This is a genomic window from Maritimibacter alexandrii (genome assembly GCF_005871115.1).
Taxonomy (GTDB): domain Bacteria; phylum Pseudomonadota; class Alphaproteobacteria; order Rhodobacterales; family Rhodobacteraceae; genus Maritimibacter; species Maritimibacter alkaliphilus.
This window is the reverse complement of sequence record NZ_SWKQ01000013.1, coordinates 422,303-444,224: the sequence shown is the minus strand read 5'-3', so window position 1 is coordinate 444,224 and position 21,922 is coordinate 422,303. Positions and strand designations below refer to the sequence as shown.

The 21,922-nt window shown below is 64.5% G+C and carries 20 protein-coding genes; 12 read left to right on the top strand and 8 right to left on the bottom strand.

The window, feature by feature from the left end:
- Positions 1–8 precede the first annotated feature (8 nt).
- Positions 9–395: a DUF6497 family protein gene (locus tag FCT00_RS14735; protein ID WP_008330611.1), complete on the bottom strand. Its 387-nt coding sequence runs from the start codon at positions 393–395 to the stop codon at positions 9–11.
- Positions 396–444: 49 nt separating this feature from the next.
- Positions 445–1,977 carry an acyl-CoA carboxylase subunit beta gene (locus FCT00_RS14730; protein ID WP_008330610.1) on the bottom strand — a complete coding sequence of 511 codons (1,533 nt, stop codon included), beginning with the start codon at positions 1,975–1,977 and terminating at the stop codon, positions 445–447.
- A gap of 261 nt (positions 1,978–2,238) precedes the next feature.
- Here FCT00_RS14730 and FCT00_RS14725 point away from each other — a divergent pair, with 261 nt between their 5' ends.
- The 5 genes from FCT00_RS14725 (at position 2,239) to FCT00_RS14705 (ending at position 8,312) form a co-directional block, all read left to right on the top strand.
- The gene (locus tag FCT00_RS14725) at positions 2,239–3,630 is read left to right on the top strand and encodes a M10 family metallopeptidase C-terminal domain-containing protein (RefSeq protein WP_138423606.1); all 1,392 of its coding nucleotides are present in this window, start codon (positions 2,239–2,241) and stop codon (positions 3,628–3,630) included.
- A gap of 136 nt (positions 3,631–3,766) precedes the next feature.
- The gene (locus FCT00_RS14720; protein WP_138423605.1) at positions 3,767–5,014 is read left to right on the top strand and encodes a M10 family metallopeptidase; all 1,248 of its coding nucleotides are present in this window, start codon (positions 3,767–3,769) and stop codon (positions 5,012–5,014) included.
- A 97-nt stretch (positions 5,015–5,111) separates the two neighbouring features.
- A complete protein-coding gene (locus tag FCT00_RS14715) occupies positions 5,112–6,332 on the top strand; it encodes a multidrug effflux MFS transporter (protein ID WP_138423604.1) in 1,221 nt (406 codons plus the stop codon).
- A gap of 56 nt (positions 6,333–6,388) precedes the next feature.
- Positions 6,389–7,780 (top strand): helix-turn-helix domain-containing protein, encoded by a 1,392-nt coding sequence (locus FCT00_RS14710; protein ID WP_008330604.1) that lies wholly within the window; start codon positions 6,389–6,391, stop codon positions 7,778–7,780.
- A gap of 61 nt (positions 7,781–7,841) precedes the next feature.
- The gene (locus FCT00_RS14705) at positions 7,842–8,312 is read left to right on the top strand and encodes a CoxG family protein (RefSeq protein ID WP_008330603.1); all 471 of its coding nucleotides are present in this window, start codon (positions 7,842–7,844) and stop codon (positions 8,310–8,312) included.
- 52 nt (positions 8,313–8,364) lie between these two features.
- Here the strand turns inward: FCT00_RS14705 and FCT00_RS14700 are convergent, their stop codons facing one another.
- The 6 genes from FCT00_RS14700 to betI all read right to left on the bottom strand — a co-directional run bounded on the left by FCT00_RS14700 (position 8,365) and on the right by betI (position 14,464).
- Positions 8,365–8,607: a YdcH family protein gene (locus tag FCT00_RS14700; RefSeq protein ID WP_008330602.1), complete on the bottom strand. Its 243-nt coding sequence runs from the start codon at positions 8,605–8,607 to the stop codon at positions 8,365–8,367.
- 70 nt (positions 8,608–8,677) lie between these two features.
- Positions 8,678–9,247 carry a hemerythrin domain-containing protein gene (locus FCT00_RS14695; protein ID WP_008330600.1) on the bottom strand — a complete coding sequence of 190 codons (570 nt, stop codon included), beginning with the start codon at positions 9,245–9,247 and terminating at the stop codon, positions 8,678–8,680.
- Between the two features lie 14 nt (positions 9,248–9,261).
- Entirely contained in the window at positions 9,262–10,905 is a 1,644-nt protein-coding gene (betA, locus tag FCT00_RS14690) for a choline dehydrogenase (RefSeq protein ID WP_138423603.1), read from the bottom strand.
- A gap of 19 nt (positions 10,906–10,924) precedes the next feature.
- On the bottom strand, positions 10,925–12,382 hold the full coding sequence (betB, locus tag FCT00_RS14685; RefSeq protein ID WP_138423602.1) for a betaine-aldehyde dehydrogenase: 1,458 nt from the start codon (positions 12,380–12,382) through the stop codon (positions 10,925–10,927).
- 1 nt (position 12,383) lies between these two features.
- A complete protein-coding gene (betC, locus tag FCT00_RS14680) occupies positions 12,384–13,892 on the bottom strand; it encodes a choline-sulfatase (protein WP_138423601.1) in 1,509 nt (502 codons plus the stop codon).
- Positions 13,889–14,464, bottom strand: coding sequence for a choline-binding transcriptional repressor BetI (gene betI / locus FCT00_RS14675; RefSeq protein ID WP_138423600.1), 576 nt, complete (start codon positions 14,462–14,464; stop codon positions 13,889–13,891). The genes betC and betI overlap by 4 nt, the downstream gene beginning before the upstream one ends.
- Positions 14,465–14,543: 79 nt before the next feature.
- Between betI and choX the strand changes: the two genes are divergently transcribed.
- The 7 genes from choX (at position 14,544) to FCT00_RS14640 (ending at position 21,891) form a co-directional block, all read left to right on the top strand.
- Entirely contained in the window at positions 14,544–15,467 is a 924-nt protein-coding gene (gene choX / locus FCT00_RS14670; protein WP_138423599.1) for a choline ABC transporter substrate-binding protein, read from the top strand.
- A 39-nt stretch (positions 15,468–15,506) separates the two neighbouring features.
- Positions 15,507–16,094, top strand: coding sequence for a hypothetical protein (locus FCT00_RS14665; RefSeq protein ID WP_008330589.1), 588 nt, complete (start codon positions 15,507–15,509; stop codon positions 16,092–16,094).
- Positions 16,091–16,690, top strand: coding sequence for a hypothetical protein (locus FCT00_RS14660; RefSeq protein WP_138423598.1), 600 nt, complete (start codon positions 16,091–16,093; stop codon positions 16,688–16,690). Before FCT00_RS14665 ends, FCT00_RS14660 begins: the two co-directional genes overlap by 4 nt.
- A gap of 7 nt (positions 16,691–16,697) precedes the next feature.
- Entirely contained in the window at positions 16,698–17,531 is an 834-nt protein-coding gene (gene choW, locus FCT00_RS14655) for a choline ABC transporter permease subunit (protein ID WP_008330587.1), read from the top strand.
- Positions 17,528–18,547 carry a choline ABC transporter ATP-binding protein gene (gene choV / locus FCT00_RS14650; RefSeq protein ID WP_008330586.1) on the top strand — a complete coding sequence of 340 codons (1,020 nt, stop codon included), beginning with the start codon at positions 17,528–17,530 and terminating at the stop codon, positions 18,545–18,547. The genes choW and choV overlap by 4 nt, the downstream gene beginning before the upstream one ends.
- Before the next feature lie 74 nt (positions 18,548–18,621).
- Positions 18,622–19,299 carry a hypothetical protein gene (locus FCT00_RS14645; protein WP_008330585.1) on the top strand — a complete coding sequence of 226 codons (678 nt, stop codon included), beginning with the start codon at positions 18,622–18,624 and terminating at the stop codon, positions 19,297–19,299.
- Between the two features lie 90 nt (positions 19,300–19,389).
- Complete coding sequence (locus FCT00_RS14640; protein WP_138423597.1) at positions 19,390–21,891, top strand: GcvT family protein; 2,502 nt, start codon at positions 19,390–19,392, stop codon at positions 21,889–21,891.
- The last annotated feature ends 31 nt before the right edge of the window (positions 21,892–21,922 follow it).

Genomic DNA, 21,922 nt, shown 5'->3' with positions numbered 1-21,922 from the left:
CAGGGCCATCAGAACATCTCCCAGATGCAGGTGCCGTCGCGGTAGGAATAGGCTTCGAAAATCTGTGTCACGTCCGGGTCAGGCTCGCCGAATTCCACGGGACGGTCCGAGATGGAAATGACGATCTGCTTCGGTTGCGGCCCTGTGCTCGCGATCCGCTCCAACGCGAAGAACTCGCACAGATACTGCGTGTCCTCGGTCGCGTCGATCACCCCTTCGGCGTCCTTTCTGCCGGGAAGCTCCGGGTCGAGGAACCGGAACCGGATGGTCAGCCCCGCAGGCCCCGGTTCGCCCCAGATGAAGTCGTGGTAGGTCACGGCAGAGCCGGAGGGAAGCGCGATCTCCTCCTGCGCCACGGCGGGCAGCGCGAGCGAGGCCGCAAACGCGGCCAACATGCATCGGACTGACACTGCCAGGCACATCACGCTTCCCTCCCGACATCCCTCAGAGCGGGATGTTGTCGTGTTTCTTCCAGGGGTTCTGGAGCTTTTTGTTGCGCAGCGATGCGAAAGCGCGGCTCACCCGTTTGCGGGTCGAGTGCGGCATGATCACCTCGTCGATAAAGCCCTTCTCGGCGGCGACGAAAGGGTTGGCGAAGCGGTCTTCGTAATCCTTCGTGCGGTGCGCGATCTTGTCCTTGTCGCCCAGTTCCGAGCGATACAGGATCTCGACCGCGCCCTTGGCCCCCATCACCGCGATCTCGGCGGTGGGCCAGGCGTAGTTGAAATCGCCGCGCAGGTGCTTGGACGCCATAACGTCATAGGCCCCGCCATAGGCCTTGCGGGTGATGACCGTGACCTTCGGCACCGTCGCCTCGCCGTAAGCGAAGAGCAGCTTCGCGCCGTGCTTGATGACGCCGCCGTATTCCTGCCCGGTGCCGGGGAGGAAGCCGGGAACGTCCACGAAGGTCAGGATCGGAATTTCGAAGGCGTCGCAGAAACGGACGAACCGCGCGGCCTTGCGGCTGGAGTCGATGTCCAGACACCCGGCCAGCACCATCGGCTGGTTCGCAACCACGCCCACGGTCTGACCCTCGAGCCGGATGAAGCCGGTGATGATGTTCTTCGCGAAATCTTCCTGAATCTCGTAGAAATCGCCTTCGTCCGCGACCTTCAGGATCAGTTCCTTCATGTCGTAGGGCGAGTTCGCGTTGTCCGGCACCAGCGTATCGAGCGACTGATCCAGCCGCCCCGGTTCGTCGAAGAACGGGCGCACCGGCGCCTTTTCGCGGTTGTTGAGGGGGAGGAAATCGACAAGGCGGCGCACTTCGAACAGCGCCTCGACGTCGTTTTCGAACGCGCCGTCCGCGACCGAGGATTTGCGGGTGTGAGTCGACGCGCCGCCCAGTTCCTCCGCCGTCACGACCTCGTTCGTCACGGTCTTCACCACGTCGGGGCCGGTGACGAACATGTAAGAGGTGTCTTTCACCATGAAGATGAAGTCGGTCATGGCGGGCGAATAGACCGCGCCGCCCGCGCAGGGGCCCATGATGACGGAAATCTGCGGTACGACGCCGGAGGCCATGATGTTGCGCTGGAACACGTCCGCATACCCGGCGAGCGAGGCGACGCCTTCCTGAATCCGCGCACCGCCGGAATCGTTCAGACCGATGACGGGCGCGCCGTTCTGAACCGCCATGTCCATGATCTTGCAGATCTTTTCAGCGTGGGTTTCCGACAGCGAGCCACCGAACACCGTAAAGTCCTGCGAAAAGACATAGACGAGACGCCCGTTGATGGTGCCCCAGCCGGTCACGACGCCATCGCCCGGATACTGCTGTTCCTCCATGCCGAAGTCGGTGCAGCGGTGCGCCTTGAAGGTGTCGAATTCCTCGAAGCTGCCCTCGTCCAGCAAAAGCTCGACCCGCTCGCGCGCGGTCAGCTTGCCCTTGGCGTGCTGGCTGTCGATCCGCTTCTGGCCACCGCCCATGCGCGCGACGTCACGGCGATCCTCGAGTTGTTGCAGGATGTCTTTCATGGGGCGGCCCTCCTAGATTTTCGCGCAACCTATCCTTATGCCTTCGCTTTCCCAAATGGAATCCGGCGTATTTGCAAAGCTATTGTGACAGCCGTTTTGCGAATTGAATAATTGCAAATATGTTTGCCCGTGGCGGGCCTGCGTCGATCTTCGGCAACTTCCCGCCGGGATGGCGTGAACACGCCTTTGCGATCCGTTGGGGACTGTGGCCCAAAGGCTTTGTGCGATAAACCCCCGACGTTCGATCATCCACAGGACCGTATGCCCACACAAGCCGACATCATTCAGGCGCTCCAGTTCCCCGGTCTTCATGCTTTGGGCCCGGTGAACACGACGGCAAGCCCGCGCCGCACCGTGACCTACCAGTTCGAGGTGAGCCAGCCGGGCGACCTCTGGTATTCGTATTCCGGGTGGACGGCCTTCTCGCTGGACGAGAAGTCGGTGGTGCGCTTTCTTCTGGAAACGGTCGAGACCTTCCTCAACGTGGATTTCGTCGAGGTGTCGGGGAATCGCGATCCCGACCTCAATTTTGGCAAGGTGACGATGTTTCCCGGCACCGCCGGATTGGGTGGCCCGCAGTATTCCAGTTCCGGCACCCGGATCACGGCCTTCGACGGCTTCGCGGTCTTCAACAACACCATCGACCTGTCGTCGGGTCGACAGAACCTGATCCTGCACGAACTCGGTCATGCGATGGGCCTCGACCATACGTTCGAGGGGGCGCGGCTCGATCCGGCATACGACAACCTGCACTACAGCCTGATGTCCTATGACGCAGATCCGACCCCCAGCATCGACGCCACGATCCGCATGATGGCCTATGACATGCTGGCGCTTCAGGACATCTGGGGCGCGGCGACCTACAACGAAGGGGCCACGAGCTATACCGGTCCGCGTCTCGGGGCGGGCAAGGTGGACGTGGTCTGGGACAGCGGCGGAACCGACTGGATGGATGCCTCCGCATGGGGGCGCCCGGTCCTTCTGGATCTCGGCGAAGGCATGTTTTCGCGCTGGTTCGGCACCGAGGATATGGTCGTGGCCTTCAACACGGTGATCGAGAACGCCCGCGGCAGCGCCTTCGCCGATACCGTCATCGGGAACGATTACGCCAATCGGCTTTACGGCGGCGGTGGCGGCGACCTCGTTCGCGGGCGAAAGGGGGCCGACACCGTCTATGGCGATGCCCAGAACGACGAGGTGCGCGGCGGCTCGGGCGACGACATCGTCTATGGCGGCGACGGGAACGATACGGTTAAGGGAACGCCCGGCGATGACCGGGTCTATGGCGAGGCGGGCGACGACCTCGTGCGTGGCGGGCCGGGCAACGACAGCCTGTTCGGCGGCGCCGGGTCCGACGACCTCAGGGGGTGGCGCGGCAACGACCGGCTCGACGGCGGGCCGGGGAACGACAGGTTGCGCGGCGGCGTGGGCGACGACACCTTCGTGTTCAAGCCCGGATACGATGCCGACACCATCACCGATCTGGGCAAAGGCAACGACCGCCTGATCGTCACCGGCTTCGGAAACGAGGCCGCAGTCATGGCCCTTGCGGTGAAATCCGGCTCGGACGTGGTGATCGACTTCGGCGGCGGTGACGTGCTGACCATCGAGGGCGTGACCCTGTCGGCGGTCGAGACTGCGCTCGACACCTGAGGCACGGAACCTCTCAAATTTGAATGACATTGCCGGGCCCGGTTTGAGGCCCGCTTAACCCCTTTCGCCTTACCCCGTCGCCACGCGGCGGGCGGCTTCCCCCGGTTCGTCCGCGTCGAACCAGAGGAAGAATTCCATGGCGACACCGGCGAAATCGACGATCCTTCAGGCGCTGCAATACCCGATCTTTCAGAACGCGAACGCCATCAACGGCAATGCGCCGGGCAGCCGACAACAGATCACCTTCGCCTTCAACGACGCCGCCTCGACCTTCAGTTTCCTGAACGCGAGCGGTGCTGTCGCCTTTTCCGGTTTCGAGGCGTGGCAACTATCCGAAATACTGGCGGTCCGCCGGGCGCTTGCCCATATCGAAACCTTCCTGAACGTCGACTTCGTCGAAGTGTCGGCATCGACGAACCCGGACATGGACCTCGCCTTCGCCGAATTGGATGACGGCACGGCCGGGTATGGTGGGTGGAAAGCGGACACTTCGGGCAGCCAGATCACGGCCGTCGACAGTTTCGCCGTTTTCGACAGGGATTTCGATATCGTCACCGACCGCTACGGCGTCGTCCTGCACGAGATCGGTCATGCGCTGGGCCTGCGCCACACGTTCGATTCCGACCTGTTGCCGGATCGGTTCGATACGAACAAATGGTCGCTCATGGCCTATGACCGCCATCCGGGGTCGGGCGTTGCCTCCGATGCGATGGGCGTCTTCGACATGCTGGCCTTGCAAGACATCTGGGGTGCGGCGCGCTATGCCGACGACGACACCACATATGTCGGTTCGCGCACCGCCACGACCGACACGATCTTGGACACGGGCGGCACCGACACGTTCGACGCGACCGGCACGCCCCACCGGGTGAAGCTCGACCTGCGCGAAGGCGCGTATTCGCGGTTCGGCCCGGCCTACGAGGATGTCGTCGTCGCCTTCGGCACCGTGATCGAAAACTCGCGCGGCGGGGCGGGCAACGACCGGCTTGCGGGCAATCCGGCCTCCAACCGGATCGAGGGAAATCAGGGCGACGACATGCTGAACGGCAAGCAGGGCGACGACATTCTGCTCGCCGGGGACGGGGACGACCGGCTACGTGGCGGCAAGGGCGCCGACTGGATCAACGGGGGGCCGGGCGACGACATCCTGCGCGGCGGCCCCGGTGCCGATACCTTCGTGTTCAACGGTGGCCGTGACGAGATCCGGGATTTTCAGGACGATTTCGACCGCATCAAGGTGCAGGGTTTCGGATCGGTCGCGGATATTCTGTCCGACACGGATCAGCGCGGCGCGGACATCTGGATCGATCTGGGCGGCGGCCATAGCCTGCTTGTGCATGACGCCACGCGCGCGGACCTGATGGACGGCGATCTTTTCGTCTAGTCCATTGTGCAGGAATGCAGAGCCGGGTCGCGTCTTTCCGCGTTCTGACGCACCGTTTCACCTCGACAGGCGTGAAGCGCCACCGTAACCCTCTCGCATGAGCAGTGCGCCCGAAGTCAGATTTCTCGACCCTTCGACGCCCCCCCACATTCTGACGCTGACGCTGATGACGGGGCTGGCCGCGTTGTCGATGAACGTGTTCCTGCCGTCGCTCCCCGACATGGCGGAGTATTTCGAGACCGACTACCGCGTCATGCAGCTTTCGGTCGCCGTCTACCTTGCGATGAACGCGGTGCTTCAGATCATCCTCGGCCCGGTGTCCGACAGGCTCGGCCGTCGCCCCGTTCTGTTGGCCAGTTTCACCGTCTATGTCGTCGCCACCGTCGGGTGCATCTTCGCGCCGACGACCGGTATATTTCTCGCGTTTCGGATCATGCAGGCCTTCGTGGTCACGGGGCTTGTCCTCAGCCGGGCCGTGATCCGGGACATGGTGCCAGCCGACAAGGCGGCCTCGATGATCGCCTATGTCACGATGGGCATGTCGCTGGTTCCTATGGCCGCGCCCGCCATCGGCGGTATCATGGGGCAGGCCTTCGGATGGCAGTCGACGTTCTGGCTTCAGGCCGTTCTCGGTGTCGCGATCATCTGGCTGATGAGCCGCGACCTTGGCGAAACCCATCCGCGCGGCGAGGGCACTTTGCGCGACCAGTTGCGCGCCTATCCGGAACTGCTGCGCTCGCCTCGGTTCTGGGGCTACAGCGCCGCCGCGATGTTTTCCTCCGGCGCCTTCTTCGCCTATCTCGGCGGTGCGCCCTTCGTCGGGAACGAGTTGTTCTCGATCGAGGCGGGGATGCTCGGCCTCCTCCTTGGGATGCCCGCGGTCGGATACCTCTTCGGCAATTACATCGCCGGGCGGTATTCACCCAAATTCGGCATCAACGCGATGATCTTGGCGGGCGCCATCACGGTTGTGGCCGGCCTGTCGGTCGTCCTTTTGGCCCTGTTCCTCGACCTCGCGACGCCGTGGTTCTTCTTCGGCATGATGAGTTTCGTGGGGCTCGGAAACGGCATGGCCTTGCCCAATGCCAACAGCGGCCTTCTGTCGGTCCGCCCGGAACTGGCCGGCAGCGCCTCGGGACTGGGCGGGGCGATGATGATCGGCGGCGGCGCGGCCATCTCGGCGTTCGTCGGCACGCGGCTGACCCATGAAAGCGGCCCTGACCCTCTGGTGTGGCTCATGCTTGCCTCGTCGGTCTTCGCGGTCCTGTCGGTCGTCGTGGTGATCCGCCGCGAAAAAAAGCTGGCCCTGTCCGCCTGAGCCTTGCCGCGCGCTTTTGCAAAGCGTAACGCTTTTCTTTGCAAAGGGAGGGCGAGATGGCGACACAAAAGCTTTATGCAGGCGTCAAACTGCGTGAGACGCGCACGCGGCTGGGCCTCACGCAAAAGGCGTTCGCGGAAAAGCTGGGCGTCAGCCTGCCGTATCTCAACCAGATGGAAAACAACAACCGCCCCGTTTCGACGGGCGTGGTGCTGGCGCTGGCCCAGGAATTCGGCTTCGACGTGGCCGAACTCTCGACCGGCGACGCCGAACGATTGGTCACCGACATGCGCGAGGCGCTGGCCGACCCGGTGTTCGCCGATGCGGCGCCCCCCATCGCGGACCTGCGCCTCGTGGCCTCGAACGCGCCCGCACTGGCCCGCGCGTTCCTCGAAATCCATCGCGCTTATCGGCAGGGGCACGAACGCCTCGCCTCCCTCGACGAAGCCCTCGGGCGCGAAGGCGGAACCGTGCAGGCGAGCCCGTGGGAAGAGGTCCGCGACTTCTTTCACTACTGCGACAACTACATCGACGCGGTCGACCGAGCGGCCGAGCATTTCGTCCGCGACGCTGCACCCGAAGCGGCGGCCGAGGCCTATCTCGCCCGGCGCGGCGTGTCGGTGGTGCTGTCGGACACCGACCGCATCCGCGGCTACGACGCCGCAGCCGGTGTCCTGACGCTCTCGGCACTCGCCTCGCCCGCGACACGCCGCTTTCAACTCCTGCACCAGATCGCGCTCATCGCGCAGAACGACCTGTTGGAAGCGACGCTCGATTTCGCCCGGTTCCAGTCGGACGAGGCGCGCGCCATCGCCAAGATCGGCCTCGCCAATTATTTCGCCGGGGCCGCGCTGTTGCCATATGCCCGGTTTCTCGAGGCCGCGCAGGCGACCCGCCATGACCTCGAAAGGCTCGCCGATCTGTTCGGCGCATCCATCGAACAGGTGGCGCACCGCCTGTCCACGCTGCAACGACCCGGTGCCAAGGGCATCCCGTTCTTCTTCGTGCGCGTCGACCAGGCCGGGACGATCACCAAGCGCCACTCCGCCACCCGGCTGCAATTCGCGCGGTTCGGTGGGGCCTGCCCCCTGTGGAACGTGCACCGGGCGTTCGAGACGCCGGGGCGGTTCCTGCGCCAACTGGCCGAGACGCCCGATGGGGTCCGCTACATCTCGCTCGCGCGCGACGTGTCGAAGTCGGGCGGCAGTTTTCAGGCCCCGATCCGGCGCTATGCGATCAGCCTCGGGTGCGAGGTGAAACACGCCGGATCGCTCGTCTACGCCGACGATCTCGACGTGACCAACGCCACCGCCTTCGAACCGATCGGCATTTCCTGCCGCATCTGCGAACGCCCCGACTGCCACCAACGCTCGGTCCCGCCGCTGGAGCGAAAACTGCGCGTCGATCCCGATCTTCGCGGCACCCTGCCATACGAGATCGCGCGGTAAGGCGGCTTTACCCTCCGTCGCCCGCCCTCTAGTTTCGGGGCAACGAACAGGGAGCGACATCATGGAAATGTCTGGAAGCCGCACGATTGCGGCAGACCGCGAAACCGTCTGGACCCACCTCAACTCCGCCGAGACGCTCAAGGCCTGCATTCCGGGGTGCGAGGAACTGACCGGAACGCCCGACGAAGGGTTTCAGGCCGTGGTGAAGCAGAAAGTCGGCCCGGTGAAGGCGACCTTCAAGGGCGAGGTGACGCTCGAGGACGTGAACGCGCCCGAAAGCTACCGGATCGTGGGCGAGGGCAAGGGCGGGGTCGCAGGCTTTGCCAAGGGCGGCGCGAACGTGACGCTGACCGAGGTCGAAGGCGGCACGGAGCTGAGTTACGAGGTCGACGCCAAGGTCGGCGGCAAGCTGGCCCAGCTTGGCAGCCGCATCGTCAACGGGTTCGCGAAGAAGATGGTCGACAGCTTCTTCGACCGCTTCAGCCAGATCGTCGAAGAGGGCAAGTCGCCCGACGAGGTCGAGGCCGAATGAAAAACCCCGGCACAGTGGCCGGGGTTCGTTCGTTCATCTGCACCGATCCCGATCACGCGGGCGCGGTCAGCATCCGGTAAAGTTCGTCCTTCAGGCGCGAGCGTTCCTTGCGCATGTCCTCTTCCGCGAACTGATCGGTCGGCTCGACATTGGTCTCGGCGCGATGGATCGCGCGATTGATGTCATGATACGCGTCATGAAGTTTCGCGAAATGCGGGTCCGAGGTCTTGAGCGCCGTGATCTTTTCGGCGTGCTCCGGGAATTCCTCGTGAAGTTCGTGCGGCGTATGGGCCATGTCTGTCTCCTGTCAGCGTGTGGACCGAGACTAGGCCGCTATGTGGTCACTCACTTTGACCCGGATCAAGTCAGTGAAAATTGTCGCCATAGTTCAGGATGAGCGGCACGACGACATCCTCTTCATCGGTCAGGTGCCGGTCGAGGAAGCTCTGGAAATCGCTCTGAACCCCATGAAGCTTGCCCGCCGGATCGCGCGCGTCCTCGCCGTTCTGAAGCGGGCGCAGCACCGCGTTCGTGGCGTCCGCCAGCGCGTTCATGTGATGGGCGAGGGCATGGTGATCGGCGTCCAGCACATCGAAGGCGCGGGCCACGCGGGCGTCCAGTGCGACCATTTGGGGGAAATAATGATGATCCTCGATATTGTGGTGCCCATGCAGCCCTTCGAGGAAAAAGCCGGTGTAACGCGAGGTCGCGGCGCCGAACCGCATCGGGTCTTCTTTTGCGTCCAGATACGCCTGCGTCAGGCCCAGAAGCTCGGTCTGGACCGAGCGGAACTTGCCGTGCATCTGAAGCCAAAAGGCGGTGAGGCCCGAGAAATTCGGGTGCCCCTGCCACATCTCGCGGGGGTAATCGTCAAGCAGCACCTTGAGCTCGGGCGGCAGCCCGTCGCGGGCGTCGAGGGACAGATCGTCGGTCATGTTCCCTAGCTAGGTCAGCGTTGCGCCGTCCGCCAGTCCGGATTGATCCACGACCCCCGGTTGTCGCGCGGAAGGGGTGTGCGCCCGAGCACATGATCGGCGGCCTTTTCGCCCACGAGGATCGAGGGCGCGTTGGTGTTGCCGTTGGTGATACGCGGAAAGATCGAACTGTCGGCCACGCGCAGCCCCTCGACCCCGATCACCCGGCACTCCGGGTCGACCACGGCGTTCGGGTCGTCCTTCGCCCCCATCCGCGCGGTGCCGCAGGGGTGATAGGCGCTTTCGGCATGTTCGCGCACGAAGGCGTCGATCTCGCCGTCCGTGTCGCCGCCGCCCGGCTGGATCTCATGCTTGACGAATTCCTCCATCGCAGGCTGGCGGAAAATCTCGCGCGTGAGCCGCACGGCCCGGCGCCAGTCCTGCCAATCCTCGTCATGGCTCATGTAGTTGAAGGTGATCCTGGGCGGCGCCGCCGGATCGGCCGAGGCCAGCGTGACCGCGCCCCGCGACTTCGACCGCATCGGTCCCACATGCGCCTGAAACCCGTGGCCCTCGGCAGCGGCCTTGCCGTCGTAACGCACGGCGATGGGCAGGAAGTGGAACTGGATGTCGGGGTATTCGACGCCCGCCTGCGACCGGATGAAGGCGCAGCTTTCGAACTGGTTCGACGCGCCGTGCCCCGTCCGGGTAAAGAGCCACTGCGCCCCGACCCAGGCTTTGCCCAAGAGGTTCCAGTAGCGATAAAGCGTGATCGGTTTCTTCGAGGCATATTGCATGTAGACCTCGAGATGGTCCTGAAGGTTCTGCCCCACGCCGGGCCGATCCGCCCGCACCTCGATCCCGTGATCGCGCAGGTGCGCGCCCGGCCCGATGCCCGACAGCATCAGGATTTTCGGCGTGTTGATCGACGATGCGGCGAGGATCACCTCGCGGTTGGCGCGAATGGTCTCGTCCGTGCGCCGCGCGATCTCGACTCCGACCGCGCGGCCCCCCTCGAACACCACCCGTTTGGCCAGCCCGTTGACCAGCGTCACGTCCCACTTCGCCATCGCGGGCTTGAGGTAAGCATTCGCCGCCGACCAGCGCCGCCCCTGCCAGACGGTCATGTCGAAGGCGCCGAACCCCTCCTGCTGGTGGCCGTTGTAATCCTCCGTCACCGGATACCCGGCCTCGCGTCCTGCCGCGACGAAGGCGTGAAACAGCGGGTTCCACTGCCGCGCCTGCTGGACGTGAAGCGGCCCTTGGGTGCCGCGCCAGTCGCTGTCACCTTTGCCGTGCCAATGCTCCATCCGCTGGAAGTACGGCAGCACATCGGCGTAGCCCCAGCCCGCCGCGCCGCTCTCGGCCCAGTGGTCGTAATCCTTGGCATGCCCGCGCACATAGACCATGCCGTTGACGGACGACGACCCGCCGACCACCTTGCCGCGCGGAACGGCCATGCGGCGGTTGTTCAACTGCGGCTCCGGCTCGGACGAGAACCCCCAGTCGTAGCGCGGCATGTTCATCGGGTAGGACAGCGCCCCCGGCATCTGGATGAACGGCCCCGCGTCGGTCCCGCCATGTTCGATCACGATGACGGAATGCCCGGCTTCGCCCAGCCGATACGCCATGGCGCAGCCAGCCGATCCGGCACCGACGATCACATAGTCCGCTTGCATTTTTCAGGCCTTTCGATGCCTAGAACGGGGCTTCCACATCGCCCATCCGCACGTAAACCGACTTCACCTCGGAATAGTGGTTGATGGCTTCCTTGGAGTTTTCGCGCCCGACGCCCGAGGCTTTCACACCTCCGAAAGGTGCCTCCACCGGCGCGTCGTTATAGGTGTTGATGTAACAGGTGCCCGCCTCGAACCCGGCGGCCACACGGTGCGCGCGGGTCAGATCACGGGTGAACACGCCTGCCGCCAGCCCGTATTCCGTGGCGTTCGCACGGGCCATGACCTCGTCCTCGTCCGTGAAATCGAGCACGCACATGACGGGGCCGAAGATCTCCTCGCGCGCGATGGTCATATCGTCGGTGACGTCGGCGAACACGGTGGGCTCCAGATACCAGCCGTCCCGGTCCGCCCGCTTGCCGCCCGCGACCAGCCGCGCCCCTTCCTCGACACCCTTGGCGATGTAGTTCATCGCGATGTTCATCTGCCCTTCGCTGACCATCGGGCCGAAGTTCGTGGCCTCGTCCAGCGGATCGCCCATGACGGCGGTGCCGAGCCGTTCAGCGAGCCGCGACAGGAACGCCTCCTTGATGTCTGTGTGGACGAAGACGCGCGTGCCGTTGGAGCAGATCTGGCCCGACGAATAGAAGTTGCCCAGAATGGCACCCGAGATGGCGTTCTCGATATCCGCATCCTCGAACACGATCATCGGGGACTTGCCGCCAAGCTCCATCGTCACGTGCTTCATGCCCGCCGCGGCCGCCTGATACACCTTGCGCCCCGTCGGCACCGATCCGGTGAGCGAGACCTTGGCGACCCGCTCGTCGCCCACCAGCGCCGCCCCAACCTCGCCCGCGCCGTTCACCACATTGAACACGCCGTCGGGCAGGCCCGCCTCTTTCAGGATTTCCGCCACTTTGAGGGCGCAAAGCGGCGTCGTCTCGGACGGCTTGAACACCATCGTATTGCCGCAGGCGAGCGCGGGCGCGGCCTTCCAGCAGGCGATCTGGGTCGGATAGTTCCACGCGCCGATGCCGACGCAGACGCCAAGCGCCTCGCGCCGGGTGTAGACGAAATCGCCGCCCGGAAGCTGGATATGCTCGCCCGTCAGCGCCCCGGCCAGCCCGCCGAAATACTCAAGCGCGTCCGCGCCCGAGGTCGCGTCGGCTACCAGCGTTTCCTGCAACGGCTTGCCGGTGTCGAGCGTCTCGAGCTCCGACAACTCGCGATTGCGCGTGCGGATCAGGTCGGCGGCTCGGCGCAGGATGCGCCCCCGCTCGGTCCCGCTCATCGCGGCCCATTCCGGCTGCGCGCGTTTCGCGGCGGCAATCGCCCGGTCGACGAGGGTAGGGGTGGCGGCGTGAACGCGGGCGATTTCCTCGCCTGTCGCCGCATAGATCACCGGGATCGGCGTGCCGCTGTCGTCCTCGACATAGGCCCCGTCGATGAAATGGCTGGCGGTCGGTTTCGGGTCGATCATGTCATTCTCCTCGCGGAAAGCGCTGGCTTTCCTCGACTTCGTTCAGGTCCATGTGGTTGCGCATGTAGCGTTCCGAGGCGCGTTGCAGCGGCTGGTAATCCCACGGGTAATAGCTGCCATTGCGAAGCGCGTCGTAGACGACCCAGCGCCGGGCCTGGCTTGCGCGCACATCGGCGTCGAACCGCTCCAGATCCCACGCCGCATCCGCCATCTTGCGGAACTCGGCAAGGAACGGGTTGTCGGGTTCGGTCTCGGCAAGGTTCACGCGTTCCTGCGGGTCGGCCCCCAGATCGAAGAACTGGTCCGGGTCCAGCGCGCAGCGGGTGTATTTCCAGCGGCCCTGCACCAGCGCCACGAGCGGCGCATAACTCGCCTCGGCGGCATATTCGATCTTCACCGGCGTCTCGCGCGCCTGATGATAGGCGACCGGGCACAGGCTTTGCCCATCGACCCACGGCAGAATGTCCGACAGGTCCAACCCGGCAAGCTCGCCCAGCGTCGGCGTCACGTCGAGCGTCGAGACCGGCGTTTCTTCGAGCCGCGGCTCGAACTGGGGCGCGGAGATCATCAGCGGCACGCGGGAGGAGCCCTCGAAGAAGCTCATCTTGAACCACAGCCCACGCTCGCCCAGCATATCGCCGTGGTCCGAGACGAAAAGGATCGTCGCCTCCTGCCGTGTCGTTTCGAGCGCGTCCAGAATTTCCCCGATCTTGTCGTCGAGGTAGCTGATGTTGGCGAAATAGGCGCGGCGCGACCGACGAATATCGTCGTCCGAAATGTCGTAGCTGCGCCAGTCGTTCGCGTCGAAGATGCGTTGGGAATGGGGGTCGTGGTCCGCGTAGTCCATCGCGGGCACCTCGGGCAGCAGATGCGCGCAGTCCTCGTAAAGATCCCAGTATTTCTTGCGCGCCACGTAAGGATCGTGCGGATGCGTGAAGCTGACCGTCAGGCACCATGGCCGGTCGTCCTTGGCGCGGGCGAGGTCATAGACCTTCATCTTGGCGAAATGCGCGACCTCGTCGTCGTATTCCATCTGGTTGGAAATCTCGGCGACGCCCGACCCCGTCACCGATCCCATGTTGTGATACCACCAGTCGATCCGCTCACCGGGTTTGCGGTAATCCGGCGTCCAGCCGAAATCGGCGGGATAGATGTCGGTGGTCAGCCGTTCCTCGAAGCCGTGAAGCTGATCCGGGCCGACGAAATGCATCTTGCCGGACAGCGCGGTGTAATAGCCCGCGCGCCGCAGATGGTGGGCATAGGTGGGAATGTCCGAGCGAAACTCGGCGGCATTGTCGTAGACGCCGTTCCGGCTGGGCAACTGCCCCGACATGAACGCGGCCCGCCCCGGCGCGCAGAGCGGCGAGGCGGTGTAGGCGTTCTTGAACCGCACCGATTTTGCGGCGAGCCGTTTCAGGTTCGGGGCGTGAAGCCAGTCGGCAGGACCATCGGGAAACAGCGTTCCGTTCAACTGGTCGACCATCAGGATCAGGATGTTCGGCTTGGTCATTTGGCCTCCAACAGACGGTCGAGCACGTCGGTCACGCGGGCGACGGCAGAGACGCCATCGGGCGGGGTGCCAAGCGCGTGGCGGATGTAGACGCCGTCGATCAGCGCGGCGAGCGTTTCGGCAATGTCCGCCGCCCGGTCGCCCGCGAGGGGGCGCAGATCATGGATCAGGTTCGACCGCAGACGTGCGTGATAGATCCGCAAAAGCCGCGCCCCGCCCGGATCGCCCTGCGCGTGGACGTAGAAATTCAGCCACGCCGCGATCACCGCAGGCTCGAAATTCCCGGCTTCGAAGGACGCGCGGATGATCGCCTCCAACCGCGCGCGCGGCGTGGTCGCCTGCGCCAGTTCCACGCGCACCCAATGGCCATAAGTCGTCAGGATGTGCTGCATCGCGGCCAGAAGGATGCGGTCCTTGGACCCGAAGTAGTGATGGGCAAGGGCCGGAGACATGCCCGCGCGTTTGGCGATCTTGCTCACCGTCACGTCGAGCGAGCCCATCGCGCCGATTTCAGCAATCGTTGCTTTCACTAGCGCCTCCCGGCGAATAGGCTCCATTCCAACCTTTGGCATAACTCACCCTTGTAACGCGGGCGCCAAAGTGTTCTTCTTTGATTGACTCGTCAATCAATAAAAAACAGGGAGCTATAGAATGACCATCAAGACGACCCTTTCCGCGCTGGCGATCTGTGCCGCTGCGGCCCCGGCTTTCGCGCAATGCGACGAGGTCACGTTTTCGGACGTCGGCTGGACCGACATCACCGCGACCACGGCTGCGACGACCGTGATCCTCGATGCGCTGGGCTATGAAACCGACATCAAGGTGCTGTCCGTGCCGGTGACCTATACCTCGATGGCCGAAGGCGACATCGACATCTTCCTCGGCAACTGGATGCCCACGATGGAAGGCGACATCGCCCCCTATCGTGAGGCCGGCACGGTCGTGACCGTCCGTGAAAACCTCGAGGGCGCGAAATACACCCTTGCCGTGAACAAGGCCGCCATGGACCTCGGCATCGCCGACTTCGGCGACATCGCCAGCCAGCGCGAGGCGCTCGAAGGCAAGATCTACGGCATCGAACCGGGCAACGACGGCAACCGGCTTATCATGGACATGATCGAGGGCAACGCCTTCGACCTCGAAGGCTTCGAAGTGGTCGAAAGCTCCGAGCAGGGGATGCTGGCGCAGGTCGACCGGGCCACCAAGCGCGACGAACCCATCGTGTTCCTGGGGTGGGAGCCGCATCCGATGAACGCCAACTTCGAGATGGGCTACCTGACCGGCGGTGACGAATTCTTCGGCCCCGATCTGGGCGGCGCGACGGTCTATACCAACACCCGTGCCGGCTATGTCGAAGAATGCCCGAACGTCGGCGCGCTTCTCGGCAATCTCAAGTTCACCCTCGCCATGGAGAACGAGATCATGGGCGCGATCCTGAACGATGGTGAAGACCCGACCGATGCGGCCTCCGCCTGGCTGGCCGCGAACCCGGATGCCTGGAAGCCCTGGCTGGACGGCGTGACCACCAAGGACGGTGGCGATGCGGTCGAAGCCGTGACCGCCGCGCTCGACTAAGACCGGACGGGCGGCGGGGGAACCTGCCGCCCTTTCCATATGCGCGCGATCCTCGTCTCACTGCTCCTGTCGTCACCTGCCATGGCGGCCTGTCCGACCAAGGCCGATCTGGCCGAGGGCGTGACGCTCGTGCGCGCCTCGCCCTTGTTCAAGGTGATGTATCGCGAAGAGGATGGCGTTCTGACCGAATACCGCCAGATGTCGCGGCTGGAGGGCGAAGTGCGTCGGGCCTCGACCTACGCCAACGCGCTTGCCGTTGAACAGCAGGAAAGCGCGAACGGCATAATCTCTTTCGACTACATGGCCGATATGGATGCCGCGTTGAAGGTCGACGAGACCGGGGATTTCGCCGCCATGTTCGGGCTGATCGTCGACGGAAAACGCTTCGGCACGGGTCACTATCGCCTGTTTTACGAGGGCGAGGGCCGGGTCAGGATCGGCGACTGCGTCTACGACACATGGGTGCTGCGAAACGAGAACGCGATCGAAGGCATGGAGCCGATCCATTTCCTGTGGGACTACGCGCCCGATCTGGGCGTCGTCGTGCGCACGGAACAGGTCGATCCGCGTGGCCGCACGCTTTCGGTCGTCGAATACGACGGCGCCGTGGTGGGGGAGATCGAATGAAACGCATCACGACGCTCGCCCTGATCGTCGCCGCCGGTCCAGCGATGGCGACCTGTCCCACGCGGGCTGACCTGCGTGAGGGGATCGTGCTGGTTCAGAACGAACCGATCTTCATCCGCGCCGATATCGAACTGCGCCCCGACGGGTTCAACGAAGTGCGCCTCATCACCGATGCCGACGAGGTGAAATCGGTGGTCACCCTGACCTACGACCATGCGCTTGCACCCATGTCGGTGAATGAGGGCGGCGAGGTGCGGCTTCTGTCCTATACCGGCGACACCGGGGCGCTCGACGATCTCGCCCGTCTTGGCGATGTCTCGCTCTCGTTGACCGAGGTTTCGATGGGAGAGGAAACGACGCGCCCGGTGCTGTTCAACCATGTCGGCGACGGCACGCGCGGCATCCTCGACTGCACCTATGACACCTGGACCATCCGGGTGATGGAGGCGGGCGCGAGCGGCGAGATCGACACCCGCGAGGTCGAATATGCGCCCGAGATCGGCGCGATCCTGTCCGAACGGCGGATCACGCCGGACGGGGACGAGACACTTTACGACTACACTTGGATCGGCACATCCGCCGACGTGGCACGATAGGGGGCACATGGACTGGCTCGAAGATACGAAAATCCCGGTCGGCAAGGTGGCGCGCGACGTCTTCGACTGGCTTCAGGACGTGGGCGGCCCGGTGTTCGACTGGATATCCGTCGCGGGCGAAACCATGATCGACGCGATCCTCTGGGTGCTGCAAACACCGCCGCCCCTGTTGATCGTGGCCGTCTTCGCGGTGCTGACGTGGTTTCTGCAAAAGAACTGGAAGATCGTGGTCTTCGTCGTCCTCGGTTTCCTGTTCATCATGAATCAGGGGTATTGGGAGGAGACGACCGAAAGCCTCACCCTCGTCCTGTCGGCCTGCGTGGTCTGCATGGCGATCGGGGTGCCCATCGGGATCGCGGCGGCGCATCGGCCGAAACTCTACGCCGGGATGAGGCCCGTCTTGGACCTGATGCAGACGCTGCCGACCTTCGTCTACCTGATCCCGGCCATCGTGTTCTTCGGCATCGGCATGGTGCCGGGCCTCTTGGCCACCGTGATCTTCGTGCTCCCCGCGCCGATCCGGCTCACGCACCTCGGCATATCCTCGACCCCGATGGCGCTGAAAGAAGCCGCGCAGGCCTTTGGCGCGACGGGGCGGCAACTTTTGTGGAAAGTCGAACTGCCCTACGCGCTGCCGCAGATCATGACCGGCCTCAACCAGACGATCATGCTGTCGCTGTCGATGGTGGTCATCGCGGCCCTTGTGGGCGCCGACGGTCTGGGCGTTCCGGTCGTGCGCGCGCTCAATCAGGTGAACACCGCGCTGGGGTTTGAAAGCGGCTTCGTCATCGTCGTCGTCGCCATCATCCTCGACCGAATGCTGAGGATCGAACGCAAATGACCAATGCCGTGGAATTCGACAACGTCTCGATCGTGTTCGGCGACCAGCCGGATCAGGCGCTTCCGCTCATGGACGAGGGGCAGGACCGCGCCGCCGTGCAGGAAGAGACCGGGCAGGTGCTGGGCGTGCACGACTGCAAGCTCGACGTGGCCGAGGGCGAGATCCTCGTGCTCATGGGGCTGTCCGGCTCCGGCAAGTCGACGCTCTTGCGCGCCGTGAACGGGCTGAACCCGGTGGTGCGCGGTTCGGTGCGCGTGTCGGACGGCGGACAGATGGTCGATGTGACCCATGCGGACGCGGCGACCCTGCGCCATATCCGGCTCAACAAGGTGTCGATGGTGTTCCAGCAGTTCGGGCTGCTCCCGTGGCGCACCGTGCGCGACAACGTCGGGTTGGGGCTGGAACTGGGCGGACAATCGCGGGCCGAGCGCACGGCCAAAGTGGACGAACAGTTGGAAATCGTGGGGCTGACCGACTGGGCCGACCGGATGGTGGGCGAATTGTCGGGCGGGATGCAGCAGCGCGTGGGCCTTGCTCGCGCCTTTGCCACAGGCGCGCCGATCCTTTTGATGGACGAGCCCTATTCGGCGCTCGACCCCCTGATCCGCACCCGGCTTCAGGACGAGCTTCTCGACCTTCAGGAACGGTTCAAATGCACGATCATCTTCGTCAGTCACGATCTGGACGAAGCGTTCAAGATCGGCGACCGCATCGCGATCATGGAGGGCGGGCGCATCGTTCAATGCGGCACCCCGCGTGAGATTTTCACGGCCCCCGCCAACGATTACGTGGCCGATTTCGTGGCCCACATGAACCCGCTCGGCGTGCTCACCGCCCGCGACGTGATGGAGCCGGGCGAGGGCGAAGGGCAGATCGACGCCGCCACCAAGGTGGGCGAGGTGATGGAACGTCTGGGGCAGGGCGGCCCGCTCTCGGTGGTCGAGGACGGCGCCGTGCTGGGCCGCGTTTCGCAATCCAGCGTCCTCGCCCGACTGGTCGATCCGCGCGGGCGCTAGGCACACGGGAAGGTGGGCTTTCATCCGGCGGGGAATCGGTTACGGTTTCCCGACGAGCAGTTCCGAGGTCCTTCGTGCGCAAAACACTTCTGTTTACTCTTGCCGCAACGGTCCTGGCCTCCGGCTGCGCGCGCACCCTGACCCCGAACGAGACCGTTTTCGCCAAGAACCTTTTCGGCGACACGCTGGAGATCGAGGGGATCGAGGTGCTGGCGGGCGCAGGCGTTCTGCCGCTGCCGCGCGACTATCCGGCGCTGCGCGACCCGTCCGAACCGGTCGAGGCGGCCCCGCCGCCGCGCAAGGCGCCCGATGACCTTTGCGTGCGCAAGCCCTCGCCGCGCCGCTACTGGGATTGGCCCGCCGCCTTCGTCCTCGACGACAACATCTATTTTTCCTACCGCTGGTATCCCGAAGATGCCTTCGCGGGCCTGCCCGACAGCGCGCTTTACCCGGTCGCACCGATCATGGCGCATGAGCTTGTCCATGTCTGGCAATGGCAGAACCGCGCGCGCACGAACTACTCGCCGCTGGTGTCGGCCGGCGAAAGCATCGAGTCGAAAGACCCGTATTTCTGGGTGCCGGAAGCGGGGCGCGAGTTCCTGACCTACGGATATGAACAGCAGGCCGCGATGGTCGAGGATTTCGTCTGTTACGTCCTCTTCGATCCCAAGGATGCCAAGGTCGATGAATTGGCCGACATCCTGCGCCCGATCCTGCCCGTCGACACTTTCATCGCCGCCTACGCGCGCTAGGTCGTTTTCGCACCGCGAAGCGTCGGGCCAAATTGCCCGCTTTCCCACGGTTGCGCCATTTTGGGCGCGGACATGGAAGGGAGTCGCGTGATGGCGAAACAAGTGAAAGCTCTGGTTGTCGGGGGCGGTGCCGTGGGCACCTCGATCGCCTATCACCTAGCAAAAGCGGGCTGGTCCGACGTGGCGCTTCTGGAGCGGGACGAGCTGACCTCGGGCTCGACATGGCACGCCGCCGGGCTTCTGCCGCTCTTCAACATGGGCTACGCGACCAGCCACATCCACGACTACTCGGTCAAGTTCTACAAGACGCTGGAAGAGGAAACCGGGCTGGACGCGGGCTTTTTCGTCGTCGGCAACCTGCGCATGGCGCAGACGCAGGACCGGATGGACGAATACCAGCTTTATGCCTCGACCGCCGACACGGTGGGCATACCCTACGAATTCCTCTCGCCCGCCGAGATCAAGGACCGCTGGCCGCTTTTGCGCACCGAAGACCTGATCGGCGCGCTCTTTCACCCGACCGATGGCTACATCAACCCCGCCGACGTCACCATGGCGATGGCCAAAGGCGCACGCCAGCGCGGCGTCGAGATCATCCGCAAGCGGCAGGTGGACAGCTACGAATGGGCGGGCGACCACTGGATCGTGCACGGCACGGTGATGGGCGAGCGGGGCGGGAACCTCGTTCCGACCGATGAAACCTTCGAAATCCATGCCGAGCATGTGGTGACGGCCACCGGCAACCACGCGCAGCGCACCGCGCAGCTCTTGGGCATCAAGATGCCCGCGATCCCGGTCGAGCATCAGTTCATCGTGACCGAACCGGACCCGGCGCTGGTTGAATACCGCAAAACCCAGCCGCAGCATCCGGTGCTGCGCGACGCCGACGCCAAATGGTACGTGCGCGAAGAGCGCGGCGGCTGGATTCTCGGCCCCTATGAAGAAGGTGCGCCCGCGCGGTTCGAGCACGGCGTGCCCGACAGCTTCCGCGCCGATCTGTTCCCGCTCGACCTCGACCGGATCGAGGAAGAATACATGTCGATGATCCACCGCATCCCGTCGTCGGAAACGGTCGGCCTCAAGGACGATTTCAACGGACCGATCTGCTACACCCCCGACGGCAACCCGCTGGTCGGCCCCGCGCCGGGCCTGCGCAATATGTGGCTGGCCGAGGGGTTTTCCTTCGGGATCACCGCCGCGGGCGGTACCGGATACTACCTTGCCCAGATGATGGTCGAGGGCGAGGCCGAGATCGACATGGCCGCGCTCGACCCCAAGCGGTACGGGCAGGACTGGATGACGACCGAATATGCGGCCCGCAAGAACGAGGAATGCTACGACCACGTCTATATCCTGCACCACCCGGACGAAGAGCGCCCGGCCTGCCGCCCGCTGCGCACCGCGCCCGCCTATGACCGGCAAAAGGCGCTGGGCGCGCAGTTCGGCTGCGTGAACGGGTTCGAGCGCCCGAACTACTACGGCCCGCTCGACGCGCCCGACGATTTCGACCACGACGCGCGGTCCTTCCGCCGTGGCGGCTGGTGGCACTACGCCAAGGCCGAAGCGCAGGCGATCCGCGACACCGCAGGGCTGATCGACGCCTCGGCCTTTGCCAAGCACCGTATTTCCGGCCCCGGCGCGACCGCGTTCCTCGACTGGTTCACCACCAACAAGCTGCCGAAAGTGGGCCGGATCAACCTGACCTATGCGCTGACGTCCACGGGCACGACCCGCACCGAATACACCATCGTGCGCGAGGCCGAGGACAGCTATTACCTCGTCTCCGCCGGTGGCGTGCACGCCTATGACGAGGACTACCTCTACAAGGCCATCGAGGACAAAGAGGCCGAATTAGGTCGCATCAACCGCGAAGACGTGACCACCCGTTACGGCGTCTTCGCGCTGGCCGGACCCAACGCCCGCGACATTCTCAAGGAGCTGATCGTGGACGCCGACCCGAACACGGCGCTGTCCAACAAACGCTTCCCGTGGCTCTCGATGCGCAACATCGAACTCAAGATGTGCCCGGTCATGGCGATCCGCGTCGCCTATACCGGCGAACTTGGATGGGAGCTTCACCACCCGATCGAGATGCAGAATTACCTGTGGGATCAGCTGATGAAGGCGGGCGAGAAGCACGGGCTGAAACCCGTGGGTGCCCGCGCCCAGAACTGGCTCCGGCAGGAGAAAAGCTACCGCGCCTTCGGCACCGAATTGGGCCGCGACGCGACCCCGATTGAGGCCGGGCTGGACCGCTTCGTGGACATGGACAAGGACTTCTACGGCAAGGCCGAGATGGCGGCGAAAGGCATCCGGTCCATGTGCGTCACGCTTCTGATCGACGGGCCGGAGGATGCCGACCCGTGGGGCCGCGAGGCGTTGTTCGACGGCGACACCAAGGTCGGGCGTCTGACCTCGGGCGGCTACTCGGTCGCCTTCGGCAAACAGATCGGCATGGGCTATGTGAAGCCCGAACTGGCCAAGGTCGGGACCAAGCTGAAGGTCAAGATGCAGAACCGGCTGTGGGATTGCGAGATCGTGGAGGACAGCCCGCACGACCCGACCAACGCCCGCATCCGCGTGGATGGCTGATGGGTTTCATGGTAGCCTTCGGGGGGTATCC